This window comes from Bdellovibrio bacteriovorus (assembly GCF_001592755.1).
GTDB lineage: Bacteria > Bdellovibrionota > Bdellovibrionia > Bdellovibrionales > Bdellovibrionaceae > Bdellovibrio > Bdellovibrio bacteriovorus_E.
In genome coordinates, this window is record NZ_LUKF01000017.1 from 292431 (window position 1) to 305686 (window position 13256).

The window sequence follows — 13256 nt, forward strand, 5'->3', positions numbered from 1 at the left end:
TTAATCTCCCATGATGAAGTAAGCCGTGTTTTTTCTATTAAAATTGCAGTGACCACCCGGAACCGGGACCCATCTGGATAAGAAGGACTTCCCGTGAGCCATATCATAAAAATCTTTCGATCCTTCTTGGAAGCCATATCCATCGATCATGCCGGTAGACAGATAGAATTTTGCCCGTTTAGAAGAGTTGTATTTTTTTAACAAATTAAAGGGATTGTGAAGATCCCAGTCCTGTTTGTTAAGAAAAATAGACCGCGAAATATTCAACATTTTTTTAACAAGTCGCAGCTTCGCTCCCGTACGGGCGACATATTTGTGGATGTCTTTTTCTGAATCATAAGGCCCGATGTGAGTGATCGCAGGACATAACAAAGCCACCCGCGAAAACATCCCGGGATTACGTAACGCTATTTGGGTCGCATTAAAACCGCCCATCGACTGACCGATCACGTGACGTTTCCCGCGTCTTAATCCTCCCATGCGCTTTTCCATCATCGGCATGATTTCTTGCGTGAAGAGTGGAAGCAGCGGATATTTTTTATTATTTACTAAAAGCCACTTCGGGCCAAAAGAGATCGACACAACTCGCGGTTGATATCCCCGGAAGTACCACCATTTTTGGATAAACCAAGTTCCCCAAAATTGACGATGCCAACTTTTTTCAGATCCATAAAGACCGTGAAAGAAATAGACAATGTCGTCGTTGTTCGTGGCCGAGGACTTCCGGTAACAGTATTTGAATTCAATACCGCGCGCAGAATCAGTTCCACACTGATAGTTGAAACTTTCGATTTCTATTTCGTTTTGGATTTCTTCTTCAGATTGTGCCCACGAATTTACTGAAACGTACAGAAGGAGCAAGAATACGGATACGCTTTTCATAGCCTCCCCCTTGAGAACTCATTCTGGTGGAGGCTATGAGAAAATCAATTTGCAATGTCGAAATCTTCGCGGATTCTGTCCTTAGACACCTGCACAGTTTCACCTGTGTACATGCACTTCAAAAACAAATGATTGTAAGCTCTGTTAGTCACCACGAAGCGACCCGGATTTGTCGGTGTGACTTTACGGCAAAGCACATCGCCCACTTCAAGCTTTTCATACTTTCTAACAAGCTTTTCGCTGATGTTGCTGCGAAGGGCGTGCAGCCACAAAGCAACCACACCCAATACAAAACCAACAGCGCTACACAAAGGCCACTGGATTTTTTGATTCAACATCAGCGTGAAAGAAATCGGCGCTAGCACCGACACCAAAACCAAGGCTCCTGTTAGAAGTCTTTCTTGTTTTTGATATTTCTTAAATTCTTTCACGAAAGATGACATAAATCCTCACGCCTCAATGGGGCTTTGCAATTTAGATTGTAGGGGGATGTCCCTATAGAACCACGAAGCTCGCGGACCTTCGAGTCCAGATTTTGTCATTTTTTTAATGTCGCCACGCTTTACTTACTGACAGCGGATTTCCGTTAGGTTCTGCTTAATAAAGAGGTGTTTATGAAACCACATTGTTTGTTTTTCTTAACATATTTTTTGATCTCGTCAGCATTTGCTAGTGATCCCGTTTGTAAGAACGTTGTAGAACGCGGTGGCAGCATTCAGATTCAAATGAATACGTTCTCAAGCGGAGAATGCTTCTTGTCCGTGCGCAACTATAAAGCTCAGAACCTGATTTACAGAGACTATATGTTCACTAAAGGTGGTGACTTTATGGTCTTTAATTCTTTCGGCCAGGGCTCAAATTCTGAAGACACAGGCGCCAGAGAATTCTATTTGTTCCCACGTAAAACTGTCATTCCACAGTATAAGTGGAACGTGGAAACCCGCCAACTTGAGGTGACCTCAGTTGCTGGCAATGTCTTTTATTTTGATTATGAAACCGCCGACGTCGTGACGATTTCTAATGCCTCCGTGAAAGTGGCTTCTGAAATCTCTAGAAACAACCGTGGCGGGGTTGAAATCACAAACTACAAAGGTCTATTGCTGGACGCTGGATTCACTAAAGGAAGAGCTCCTACAGAGGTTCTGTCTGCTTCCTCCGTACTGACAGATGAAAAAGGCAAAACTTGTAAGATTAAAAACAGCGAAGTCTTTGCCAAAACTTCAGATGGCGACGTTTACTTTAAACATTCCGATAAGGCCTTCGCAAGTTTGCTAAAAACCCGCTGCCCTCAATTGACATTCACTCCGTAAAAATTAAAAAGCCCTCGCGAAGAGGGCTTTTTTTTATTCTTTTAATCTTGGTGTGATCTTCAGATCGATCACTTTTCCATCACGCAGAACTTTCATGATGGTTTCTTTATTCGGCTTCACAGCCTGTAAAGTATAAACATAATCATAAAGATTTTCGATCTTGGTATTATCAAACTCAACGATGATGTCTTTTTCCTTCACTCCCGCGGCTTCTGCAGGACTGTCTTTAGAAGCGCCCGTGATACGTACACCTTTTACGCCTTCTTGGGAGTAATCAGGAATTGTTCCCAGATAAACGCGGAAGCTGCGACCTTCTAGTTTATTTTGAGAACCCGCGACTTTGACGTATTTCACCATTGGCAAGGAAGAGTCCGCCAAGACATCACTAAAGCCTTGAACGACTTTCAGAACCTTAACGACGCCTTCGTAATTCACCAGGTCGGCCGTGTCGCGAGGAGTGTGGTATTCACTGTGTGAACCTGTGAAGAAGTTAGCCGTGGGTACTCCAGCCATATAAAATGCCAAAGAATCCGTTGGAAGGTAGGGATCTTCTTGCACCACCATCGGAACTGCAGAGCGAATTCCCACTTCTTCGGCTAACGGAACCCAGTGATCTCCAGAACCCAAACCTTGTACAAACAAACGGTCTTTCAAGCGACCGACCATATCCATGTTCAGATAAGCGGCGATGTTATGTTTCGCAATATTCTTAGTGAAGTGAGAAGAACCAAGATTTCCCAATTCCTCCCCGGACCACACGCCGAAGTAAAGATTCTTCTTAATCTTATTGGGAGAAACCTTCGCTAGATTTGCGTAATAATGTGCGAGTTCCATCACGCCAGAAACGCCCGAAGCATTGTCGTCAGCGCCGTAGTGTGATTTACCGATTTCATCACCACGAGCGAGTGTGCTACCGAATTGCCCGTTCCCAAGGTGATCACCGTGAGCTCCAATCATCACGGAACTCTTCGCTCCCGCAACTGGAAGTTTCGCGACCACATTAACGCCCGTTGATTTTTGGAATTGTAAATCGACTTTGGCTTTGATGTAAGCCGATGGAATAACAACAGCCTCGACAACCTCTCCCTTATCTAAGCGTTTTTGCAAAGCACCCAGGTCTTGACCTGCATACTTCAACAGATCTGTCGCTGCAGCCTCAGACATTCTTAAGACCGCAAGTGTGCCCTCTGACAAAGAGCCTTCAAATTTGATCTTGCCAAACTTTTCAGGCAAGCCACTAGCTGGACCATTCGCAATGATGATACCTAATGCTCCCTCGTTCTTTGCTACCGTCACCTTATGTTGCAGACGAGAATACAGATTCAGATAGTGACGTCTTTGGGATGTGATATCCCCCGGCAGATCCGTCAATGCCAAGACCCATTTACCTTTAACATCCAGTCCTTTATAGGAATTGTATTCAGGCTCTTTATCACTGGCTGGAGCTTTAATTCCGTACCCGACAAAAACGATCGGTGCTTCGCGGAAGTCACCAATTTTAGAGAACGAAATCGGCTCGAAGTCTTTAGAAACTTCGTATTTCTTTTTATAAGAACCCACAACTTCAAGTAAATTCTGAGGTCCCAATTGAACACCTGAAGTGAATTCGAAAGTATCAAAGTAAGAACCCTTAGGTCCGGCACCTTGCAAACCCCAAGACTTAAAGAGTTGCGCTAACTTTTCTGTATAAACCTTTTCTTGAACAGACCCTGTTCCACGCCCTTGAAACTCAGGTGATGCCAAATAGTAAACCCACTTCTTGATGTCCTCGACCTTCACTTCAGGAGAAAGAGAACCCGCCGCCGGATCTTGCGCAGGAAGCCCTAGAAGTTTTCTTGCTAAGACATCGTTCCACTTGGCAATCAGGATTTGCGACTCCCCTTTTTCGTTTCTATGAGTCCAGGAAAGGCTGTTGCCATCGGGAGTGAAAACAGGAAGACCATCAAAACCATCATCAAAAGTGACGCGGACTGGAGCCTGCTTACCGTCAGCATCTACGATGAAAAGTTCAAAGTTAGAGTAACCTAGAACGCTTGAACCAAATATTATGTAATCTCCGGAAGGATGAAAGAACGGCGCCCACGACATGGACTTTAAACGCGTGATTTGTTTTTGGTCAGAACCATCTACATTCATCGTATAGATTTCAGCCGTTGATCCATTCGGGGCAAAACGGCGCCACGTGATCTTTTTACCATCAGCGCTAAAGAAAGGACCGCCGTCATAACCTTTTGAATCCGTCAGACGCTTTACCTGAGAGCCGTCGGATTTCATGATGTAGATGTCCATCATATAAGAAGGGTCTTGCTCAAAAAGCTTTTTGTCTTCGCCTTCTAATTTTTCAGTGTATCCAGCGCGATTTGAAGCAAACGCAATCCACTGACCATCTGGAGAGTAAGAGGCTTCTGCATCATAGCCTTTTTCTTTCGTCAGACGATGAATGCTACCTCCTTGAAGATTTGAATCAAAGATGTCGTAGCTATCATCAAAGCTCCATGAATAACGGGCTTTGACAGCTTTTTTTCGATTGTCGATTTCCTCTTGGGTCTTCTTTTTTGTTGCGGGATCTAAATGCGTAGAAGAGTAAAGCACCTTCTTCATCGAAGGATGAATCCATCCGCATGTCGTTTTCCCTTGCCCCGGCGAAACTCGCACAGTGTCACCACTGACTAAATCCATCACGTACATTTGATAGAAGGGATTTCCCGGCTCTCTTTCACTTTGAAAGATCATCTTCTTTCCATCTGGACTGAAATAGCCTTCTCCTGACTTAGGTCCAACAAAAGTCATCTGGCGAGATTCAGTCATCAGCTGATGGGGCTCATTCACGAAAGAGCCGCTGGAGGCAGCCACAGTCTCAGACTTGGACTGGGTGGGTTTTGCCTCCTTGTACTGGCAGGAAATAGCAGAGAAAATGCAGGCACTTGTAAGAAGAACTTTCACTTTTTTCATAGTGCGTGTAGCCTAAAAGTACGACAGTTTTATGTCAACCGCCGGAAGGAAAAGAATGAATATGATGCGCACGTTTCACGGATTTATCATTTCACTTTCACTGACTGCCTGTGCAAGCTCATCTCCTTACAAGCTCTCATCGCTGCACTATAACGAGTCAGACCTTAAAGTTTCCAGCCGCTCCATCGCGTCGGTCGATCACAAAAGCCCTTCGAACTATCTTTCATTGGATCTTCCCTACACGGCCTTTGAAAAACTGCGTGTGGATTTAGAGAAATCTCAACACGTTTCCTTACAACACCGGGGAGAGGCTCATATCACCGTGATCACTCCGCCGGAGTATAAGAAAATTCAGAAGAAAGTTTCGATGAAAGAGATTCAAGCCTTGGCTGATAAGATGGATCTTAAGAAAGCACCTTACAAACTTTTGTGTGTAGGCCAAGGATCACTGGAAGATCGCGGGCATAAAGAATCTACCTACTACGTGGTCGTAGAATCCGATCGTCTTTTCCAAATTAGAAAAGCCGTGCAAATGCTCTATACATCAAAAGGCGGAAAAGCTCAGGATTTCAATCCCGAAGCTTTCCATCCGCATGTCACACTGGGTTTTACAAAAAGAGATCTTCACTTAGAAGATGGAATCACGAAGGACGCAAGCTCATGTATCTACTCACTGCGCCCTGAAGAAACAGCCAAGAACTAGTAAGTTTTTGAAAGGGCGCGATCCAAGGCTTCGTTCGAACCGGAGCCTGCGCCTAACCACAAAGTGGTCTCTTCAATCAAAGAACCATCATCAAAACGGCAGATATTAAACGTACGACCCGAAGTGTCTTTTCCTTCGATAAGTTCCGCATCAAAGGCGCCACAGACACCACCGCGAGGTGATGAGGATTTGCGGTGCTTGTAAGCGTCGATAGCGTCACCCACACCGGCATTGGTTTTAAAAAGAAAGAAAGTCTCAGCTCCGATAGAGGCATCACCAAACAAACACAGAGCCTGTTCGTCACTGCCTACCTTAATTGTCCAGAATTGGCCTTGATCGATACGGCATGTGCGCATCCAAGGATTATTAGCAGCCTGTGCTGTTAGTCCCGCGAAAATCATTGTGATGGAAAGCAAGAAAACCTTCATCATCCCCTCCAATACCTGCTAAAATAGGTGTTCAGAAATATATCACCGAAAAGGTCGGGGCAAGCATTCAATGGCAAACCTGTTAGAAAAAGAAAACTTTGACCACCAAGCTGTGGTACCTTGCCCGTATCAAGCTGATTGCTCGGGATGTCAATCCCTGGGAGTGCCTTATGGGGCCCAAATAGAGCTTAAAAAAGAGCAACTAAAGCAATTATTTAGAGCCTCAAACCTTCTTTCATCCTCACCAATTCAAGCTCTGTCCGCCGGGCCGGGGTTCTTACGTGACCGCCTTGATTTCAGCCTCGAAGACGGTCGTTTAGGGCTTTATCATAAAGGCAAACGAGAGATCGTCGACCTCGCCATGTGCTCCCAGCTTTCGCCGGAGCTTTCTGCTTGGCTGACTGAGTTTCGCGAGTTTCAATGGCCCTTTAAAAAAGGCTCCATCCGCCTGCGTGTAGGACCGCAAGGTCAAAAGGGGGTGTGGCTTGATTTTGCCAATGTCGATATCAAAGCTTTGTTAGATGAAAAAAACCTTTTACGTCGCCTCCAAGAAAAAGCCTTCGTCGAAATCGGCCAGCGACGCAAAGTTCCTTTTTGGAATGGACAAGAATACAAACTGCGAGATCCTGAACTTCATGTTTGGTTTCAAACGTGGATGGGACATCGCCCGGTGGATTTGTATTGCCAAGTGGCGAGCTTCACTCAACCCAGTCTTCGCGCCAATAAAGTTATCTGTGACGTGATCAATGCCTGGATCGCTTCGTTTCCCCGCAGTCGCATTATCGAGTTTGGCTCGGGGATCGGCAATTTAACTTTGCCTACCCTTGCGGCGGCAGAAAGTGTTTTAGCCTGTGAAATTGACGAGCTTTCCTTAGATGGTTTGCGAATGACTCTAGATCATTTGCCTTCGGATCTTCAGCATCTTAAATCGAAGATTGAAATCCACCGGGGAGATTTTCAGAAAAAACTCACCGAAGATTTTTCTCAGTTCGATGGCGTTTTAGCAAACCCACCGCGATCGGGATTGATGAATTTCTTAAATCCCCTAGGCGAACTTTCTTTAGAAAAGCGTCCGCCGTTTTTTATTTACATGTCTTGTTTTCCAGAATCCATGGTGAAGGATTTAGAACGTCTTCAGGAGTATGGTTATGAGTTGCGGGAAACTTTCATCGTCGATCAGTTCCCGCAGACAAATCACTATGAGGTTTTAGGATTACTTCAAAGAAAACAGTCTTAAGCCAGAAAGCACTCCGGCAAGATCTTCTCCTGAAAGCAAAGAAAGCACCGGCAAAGTCACAACACCTGTGAGTAAAATCAAAGTGCTACGCAAAGCGACTCGGAAAATATAACCCGACTGCATGCGCTCGTGGGGCTGACCTAATCTTAAATCACATGCCCATTCGCCTATTGTGGATCCCATCAGCGTGCGGATGGAAATCATATAAATCCAACCGAAAACAAAAAACACTTCAGCAAAGAACAACAGCTGATGCTGACTGTGAGTGAGCGTGCCTAAAAGAGACCCCACCGAAGTGCGCATAATAAGTGAGAACGACGCAATAAAAGCACAGCTTGCTGAAATTAAAATCAAGGCATCAATGAAAGAAGCTAGCCACGACCAGAGCGCCAAACGATAGCCTTTACGGCGCGAAGCTCCTCCATGAAATCCTGTATTTTGATCAAAATTAAGAGCCTTGCGATCTTTAAAGATCTCATTCACTTTCGAAGTGGGAGGCGTCCCGGGAGCGCGCCTGCGGCGAATTCCAGGCCCTATTAACGGAACAGGGGCTTCTCTTTTCAGAGGAGCCCGCTGTGGATTTGTCTTATCGTGATTTTTATCAATAAACATTTGCTTCCTTGCAAGGGGCCAGGGTTATCGAACCCCGCCCGCTTTGATTCCATCATCCGTCTTCGTTCCACCTTCTGTGGTGGTGGTCGGAGGAGGCACAACGACCGGTGGCACACACACTCCATTCACCAATGTATTTGGTGCTGGACATGGCGCTGGAGGAGGAGGCTCAACAACTGGTGGAGTCGCCGTAGCCGTTGCCGTCGGTTCTGGCACTGGAGCTGGTGGTACATACACAGGATCTGTGCTCTTCGCTTTGCTGTCTTTTTTGAACAACCACCAGAAAGCACCTAGAGCTAACAAACCAACACCCACTGGAATGATCCAGTTTTTATTACGGCACCAGAAACCACAGCTGTCTTCTTTCGGTGCTACTTCTTTACCGCCTGGAAGATCGCCGCCACCGCCGGTTTCAACGATCATACAGATGCCGCCTTCCCCCTCTTTTTGACCCTCTGGACATTTACATTGTCCATTAGGACCTGCTTGGCCACGGCCTTGATCCGTACAGTTATTGACACCTGGATCTGGATTCGGAAGTGGCGTTGGAGGCGTTGGGTTCACAGCGAAAGCTTGCAACTCAAACGCGCGGTCTTTGATCTCTTGGCAGGCGTTGACTTGGTCTTCACGCTGCTTTTGGATATCTTTCAAAGGCGCTGTATCACAAGCACCGATGGCTGACGAGATATAAGCTTTTAAATCTGTCAGATATGTAGAGATCTGTTTGTATTGCTCTTCAGGAATCTTGTTTTCATCGTTCAACTGAAGATCAATGTTTTGACCTTTGCTTTTCAGATAAGACTCGATAATACGTTTCTTATTCAAAGCCGTTGATTTTTCATCACCACCATTCAGTGGAGACATTGAGTTACAAGTACGAGTTGCATACTTCACGTCAGCGCGGCTTACACAGAACGCTTGACCTGAAGAATTGAAACCATAAACCATTGGATTACAAGCAACACCATTGCTAGCACAAGAAGCGCCACTTGCTGCCATCTTACGTTTTAGATCATCAGCACCTTGCTTGTTACCACCGCAAGATCCGTTTTCACCGTAGACAGATAAGTAACCCGCCACGATACAGTTTTTACCCGTAAGACCTGCGGCCTGAGCTTCCTCACCGAATAGGAAATTTAAAACGAACTCATACTTATTACTGCTATTGAACTCGTTCATCGCTTGGGCGCCGTAGATCGCGGTGTACACACGTTGAGCCGCTTCCATCGCACGACGCATACGAATCATGTATTCCGCTTTTTGACGTGCAGAAAGTTTTACGTATTCTTTGTAAGAAAGAACGAAGTCTTTTCCTAACGGCTTTTGTTTGCCGGTTTTTAGGGATTTGTTGATCATGGGATCTTGTTTTGCCAACTTACCAGCCAAAGCATTAAAGCTGTTATAGTTGAGAAGTTCTTTTTTCTGAACAGGAACGCCATTGACCTTCAACGGATTTTCTTCATCACCCGTGAAATTCAAATTCATTGTTTGACCATCTTTTGTCAGCGTCAAACGAACTTGTTCATTGCCATTAGCATCTTTGAAAGTGCTGGCTTCAATCGAAGGCATCATCTGGTTGCGGTTTAATGCCACCCATTGATCCATTTGTGATTGAAGATGATCTGGGTAAACGTGACGAACCATGCGCCAGTATTCACCGACAGTCATTTTCTTTGTCGTTAAACCCGTTTCTTTCAGGTATTGATTGATCAACTTCTTTTGGTTCGATGCTGCTGCACCTTCAGCTACCGGCGCAATACACATAGTCACAACAGAAATTCCTGCTGCGAGATTTTTTAGCAACGAACTTGGCTTAAACTTCCCAATCATATCGACCTCATGCTTTTGAGTCTTTTCGGTACACTTTTTAAAATACTTAACGAGAACCTAGACTTAACCTTCGGATTTCTGATTCGTCTCAATCTGAGACCGAAACCAGTCGTGCAGATACCCTCGATCCCTACGACTTAAGTCTTTAAATTTCAAGCGAAGCACGTTTTCGTGATATTCCACGACTTTAGACTTCACCTTCACATTACGAATGGCAGGAAAAATCACGTCCACAAAGCGCAAATCCCGCGAACCTCCCTCAAGATCTCTTTTGAGGCGAATGCGCGCGCCCGACACCGAAATGGATTCGGTGACACCCTCAAAGATATCTTGAGCAACCACGTCCACCGGAGTGACGAAATCATAGCGATGCGCCGTTGGGAAAAGCCATTGCGCGCGACGATCTAGATAAGGAAAGCGGAAATAAAAGGCTAAAAGAAGAACTCCGACTGTGACAAAGCTTGAAAGAACCAGTTGGGTTTGCACGAACAGGCCATCACCCTCTAGGGCATGAGTGCTAAAGCGATAGATGTTCAGTCCTAAGACGAACACCAATGAAAGAATAGCCACGGTCCAAGAGGTTTTATGGGCTTTAAAAAGAAGAACTCCAGAAAGGAAAAGAAATCCCAACCAAGACCAATCAAGAATGGAGACCGCTTTTAGAAATTCAATCAATGTGGAAGGTAAATACCAATGAGGAACGCCACTGCCTGCAAAGCTGATCGCTAGATTCCCCAAAGGAGCGAGCATAAAAAGAACCGCCAGCAAATAAATCCCGGTTGGCCTTTTAAGTTCCGCTTCTGTCATGAAAATCCCCCAGAAATATGCTAAACGAAACGCACTTCAGGGGGCACGAATTCTTTGGATTCAACTGGACTTTGGTGGGTGAAAAAGAAAACCCCAAAGGGTCACTTTGGGGTTTCGGTGGTTCTTTATTTTAGGAACGTTGTTATTTGCTCATCGCGCAAATTTCAACCAGGGTGTTTTCTTTTACTAGAGAGTAAATTTCTTCAATTTCCTCATTCTTCACAGCCACACAACCTTGGGTCCAGTTACGTGGATGCCATAAGCTCATGGCATCTTGTTTTCGCTGTTGAGTGGGAAGACCATGAATCATGATATCTCCGCCCGGAGACTTCCCTTGAGATTTTGCATATTCGACATCCTGCTTGTTGGGATAAGATATGTGCAAACTCTTAGTATATTCGCTCTTGGGATTTTTATAGTCTATATGATAGATACCTTCAGGAGTTTTTCTATCACCTTCGAATTGTTTATGGCCTTCAGGATTTAACCCGAAAGCAACGGTATAAGCTTTAACCAAAACATCACCTGAAATTAAATAAAGTTCCTTGCGGTCTTTTGAAACCACGATGCGCTCGATCTTAACGCCTTCATCTTTAAATCTAGCAACATCTTGGGTTGTGCGATCTAAGAGTTTATCGACCTGAGTGATATCATCACAATACTTAAACTTCTTATCCAACGCTTTGGAAGAAGCTGCGAAAGACTGTGCAGAGATCAAACTTAAAGCTATCAGAGGTAAAATGATGTTTTTCATGACTTGAAGTTATACCACAAGGCGAAGACATTTTCTTATGTTCGTGCATTTATTTTTTTGTCATAAGTTTACCGACGCCAGATAGAAATAAAAAGAGCTCGGTGTTTCCACAGAGCCCTTTGTCGTCACTTCTGACTGAAAGTTCGTCAGCGAATTTTCTTACCGCTGCAACGAAGAACAAGACTGGATACAGCTTTCGCGGGCCATTTTTACCCTTGGGGCCATGCAATCCGCGGTGCCTTTGTGGCGAACCACTGACAGAGTGCCTACGTTCGGAGTGTAAGTCTTGCCGTTGAATTTAGAGAGGCACGTGTAATAGGCGTACTTCTCTAAGCCTGTTTTCATCTTGCTGCTAGTTGGAAGATAGTCGCGCGCCTGATAGTAGTTAATTCCAATGCCTTCTTTATTCGGGGAGCTTTGCGCCACCACGAAATCAAAGCGGTCGGAAGTTAATTTTGAACATTCGCTTTCCGATTTCACACTATTGATACCGAATGGATCTGCACCGACTTTATCAATCAAGAGAACGTGACCATAAACCGCGACGATATCGCCGGCCTTCATGGTTGTTGTTGGTGAAACAGAGATCTTATTTAAGCACGTCAAACCATTGTTTTGAGGTTCTACATATGAAGAAGATCCCCACGCCCAAGCATCAGAAGCCTTCAACGCGCGACCGGATTTCAGACGAAGTCCTGCCGTAGCCATTGATGTAAAGACATATCCTGAGCAGTCGATACCAAGAACACTGGTGCCATCGCCGTTGTTTTTAAACATGTCGATTTCAGCATTTGTCGCCGTCGTCGCATAGGGCTTTCCACCGTAGTCGTAGATCAAAGGATTTGAGCGCACATTGAAGCACCCTTGACCGTAAGAAGTCATATCCTTGATGTAATAGTGCGTGCTTTGAACTTTAGAAAGACTTGCGATCTGACGTTTGCTGCCCACTCCATCAGAATGCTTACCCACGATGCTGATCCCTTGAATATTCGGAACTTGAGCATTCAAAGAAGGAAGCTGCACGCTTTGACAGCTTTGATAAGTCGTTGCAAAAGCCCAACGACCACCAAACACCGACAATGGAGTGCCGGAATCTAAAGCTTGTTGTTTGTGCCATTCGTAGTCACGGTTGGGCTCTTCAACAACAGGAGCCGAAGGCTCTGTCGGAGTTGTCGGAGTTTCCGTTTCTTCTTCACCACCTGTAGATGGTGTTCCCGAAGATGCATTGTCATTAGAACAATTCACATCCAAAGCTTGAACTGTTTTTTGCAACTGAGTGAAGTTTCCACGAACCTTGTCTTGCATGTAAGAACGGAAGACGGTGGTGCGATCCCCGACATCGATAGCCGAAAGAAGCATCAAAAGTTGTTCTGGAGTCTCAACTCTTTCTCCTTCCGGGGCTTCACTTAGCAATGAATCCACCAAAGCATCCAGATCGGCGTTCAAACGCTTCACTTCAGCAGAAGTCAATTGAGGATTCTGTTCAGAAAGCTTTTCGACTTGATCATGAAAGGCTTCTTTCATGACGTCGGCCGTCGGAATGGTCTTTTGTTCAATCAAATAAGTTTTGAGGCCATCCCAGAGTTTCGTTTCAAGTTGTTGATCTTTACAAGCGATGTCCTGCACAGTGTCCGACGCGATATTTTGAACCGCATCAAATCCTTGTGGTGCGCAGGCTGTCATCATCATCCCTAAGGCGAAGTATAAACTGTGTTTTCTCATGCCTTACTTATCGGCAGCG

At 45.2% G+C, this 13256-nt stretch carries 12 protein-coding genes; 3 read left to right on the forward strand and 9 right to left on the reverse strand.

Translation table 11 applies throughout. The annotated features are described in order from the left end of the window. Window positions 1–882, reverse strand: a complete 882-nt coding sequence (locus AZI85_RS13815) for an alpha/beta fold hydrolase (RefSeq protein ID WP_063244610.1) — start codon at window positions 880–882, stop codon at window positions 1–3. A gap of 44 nt (window positions 883–926) precedes the next feature. Next, window positions 927–1325: a hypothetical protein gene (locus tag AZI85_RS13820; RefSeq protein ID WP_063244611.1), complete on the reverse strand. Its 399-nt coding sequence runs from the start codon at window positions 1323–1325 to the stop codon at window positions 927–929. 171 nt (window positions 1326–1496) lie between these two features. On the opposite strand from AZI85_RS13820, the gene AZI85_RS13825 reads away from it, so the two are divergent. After that, window positions 1497–2192, forward strand: a complete 696-nt coding sequence (locus tag AZI85_RS13825; RefSeq protein ID WP_063244612.1) for a hypothetical protein — start codon at window positions 1497–1499, stop codon at window positions 2190–2192. Window positions 2193–2225: 33 nt separating this feature from the next. Here AZI85_RS13825 and AZI85_RS13830 read toward each other — a convergent pair whose 3' ends face one another. Next, window positions 2226–5144 (reverse strand): M28 family peptidase, encoded by a 2919-nt coding sequence (locus AZI85_RS13830; RefSeq protein ID WP_063244613.1) that lies wholly within the window; start codon window positions 5142–5144, stop codon window positions 2226–2228. Window positions 5145–5199: 55 nt separating this feature from the next. Here AZI85_RS13830 and AZI85_RS13835 point away from each other — a divergent pair, with 55 nt between their 5' ends. Continuing rightward, window positions 5200–5847 (forward strand): 2'-5' RNA ligase family protein, encoded by a 648-nt coding sequence (locus tag AZI85_RS13835; RefSeq protein ID WP_253720996.1) that lies wholly within the window; start codon window positions 5200–5202, stop codon window positions 5845–5847. Here AZI85_RS13835 and AZI85_RS13840 read toward each other — a convergent pair. Further along, window positions 5844–6278, reverse strand: a complete 435-nt coding sequence (locus AZI85_RS13840; protein ID WP_063244614.1) for a hypothetical protein — start codon at window positions 6276–6278, stop codon at window positions 5844–5846. The genes AZI85_RS13835 and AZI85_RS13840 overlap by 4 nt on opposite strands. 67 nt (window positions 6279–6345) lie before the next feature. On the opposite strand from AZI85_RS13840, the gene AZI85_RS13845 reads away from it, so the two are divergent. Next, a complete protein-coding gene (locus AZI85_RS13845) occupies window positions 6346–7512 on the forward strand; it encodes a class I SAM-dependent RNA methyltransferase (RefSeq protein WP_063244615.1) in 1167 nt (388 codons plus the stop codon). Here AZI85_RS13845 and AZI85_RS13850 read toward each other — a convergent pair. The 5 genes from AZI85_RS13850 to AZI85_RS13870 form a co-directional block, all read right to left on the reverse strand. After that, the gene (locus tag AZI85_RS13850; RefSeq protein WP_063244616.1) at window positions 7489–8124 is read right to left on the reverse strand and encodes an RDD family protein; all 636 of its coding nucleotides are present in this window, start codon (window positions 8122–8124) and stop codon (window positions 7489–7491) included. The genes AZI85_RS13845 and AZI85_RS13850 overlap by 24 nt on opposite strands. A gap of 24 nt (window positions 8125–8148) precedes the next feature. Further along, window positions 8149–9954, reverse strand: coding sequence for a hypothetical protein (locus AZI85_RS13855; RefSeq protein WP_063244617.1), 1806 nt, complete (start codon window positions 9952–9954; stop codon window positions 8149–8151). Window positions 9955–10017: 63 nt separating this feature from the next. Continuing rightward, window positions 10018–10761 carry a PilZ domain-containing protein gene (locus AZI85_RS13860; protein ID WP_063244618.1) on the reverse strand — a complete coding sequence of 248 codons (744 nt, stop codon included), beginning with the start codon at window positions 10759–10761 and terminating at the stop codon, window positions 10018–10020. Window positions 10762–10903: 142 nt separating this feature from the next. Then, the gene (locus AZI85_RS13865) at window positions 10904–11515 is read right to left on the reverse strand and encodes a L,D-transpeptidase family protein (protein ID WP_063244619.1); all 612 of its coding nucleotides are present in this window, start codon (window positions 11513–11515) and stop codon (window positions 10904–10906) included. Window positions 11516–11674: 159 nt separating this feature from the next. Then, the gene (locus tag AZI85_RS13870) at window positions 11675–13237 is read right to left on the reverse strand and encodes a hypothetical protein (RefSeq protein WP_063244620.1); all 1563 of its coding nucleotides are present in this window, start codon (window positions 13235–13237) and stop codon (window positions 11675–11677) included. Between the last annotated feature and the right edge of the window lie 19 nt (window positions 13238–13256).

Excerpts from the sequence above, each read along its gene's own strand:
- AZI85_RS13815 (WP_063244610.1), bottom strand. The coding sequence starts at position 882 with ATGAAAAGCGTATCCGTATTCTTGCTCCTTCTGTACGTTTCAGTAAAT.
- AZI85_RS13820 (WP_063244611.1), bottom strand. The coding sequence starts at position 1,325 with ATGTCATCTTTCGTGAAAGAATTTAAGAAATATCAAAAACAAGAAAGA.
- AZI85_RS13825 (WP_063244612.1), top strand. The coding sequence starts at position 1,497 with ATGAAACCACATTGTTTGTTTTTCTTAACATATTTTTTGATCTCGTCA.
- AZI85_RS13830 (WP_063244613.1), bottom strand. The coding sequence starts at position 5,144 with ATGAAAAAAGTGAAAGTTCTTCTTACAAGTGCCTGCATTTTCTCTGCT.
- AZI85_RS13835 (WP_253720996.1), top strand. The coding sequence starts at position 5,200 with ATGAATATGATGCGCACGTTTCACGGATTTATCATTTCACTTTCACTG.
- AZI85_RS13840 (WP_063244614.1), bottom strand. The coding sequence starts at position 6,278 with ATGATGAAGGTTTTCTTGCTTTCCATCACAATGATTTTCGCGGGACTA.
- AZI85_RS13845 (WP_063244615.1), top strand. The coding sequence starts at position 6,346 with ATGGCAAACCTGTTAGAAAAAGAAAACTTTGACCACCAAGCTGTGGTA.
- AZI85_RS13850 (WP_063244616.1), bottom strand. The coding sequence starts at position 8,124 with ATGTTTATTGATAAAAATCACGATAAGACAAATCCACAGCGGGCTCCT.
- AZI85_RS13855 (WP_063244617.1), bottom strand. The coding sequence starts at position 9,954 with ATGATTGGGAAGTTTAAGCCAAGTTCGTTGCTAAAAAATCTCGCAGCA.
- AZI85_RS13860 (WP_063244618.1), bottom strand. The coding sequence starts at position 10,761 with ATGACAGAAGCGGAACTTAAAAGGCCAACCGGGATTTATTTGCTGGCG.
- AZI85_RS13865 (WP_063244619.1), bottom strand. The coding sequence starts at position 11,515 with ATGAAAAACATCATTTTACCTCTGATAGCTTTAAGTTTGATCTCTGCA.
- AZI85_RS13870 (WP_063244620.1), bottom strand. The coding sequence starts at position 13,237 with ATGAGAAAACACAGTTTATACTTCGCCTTAGGGATGATGATGACAGCC.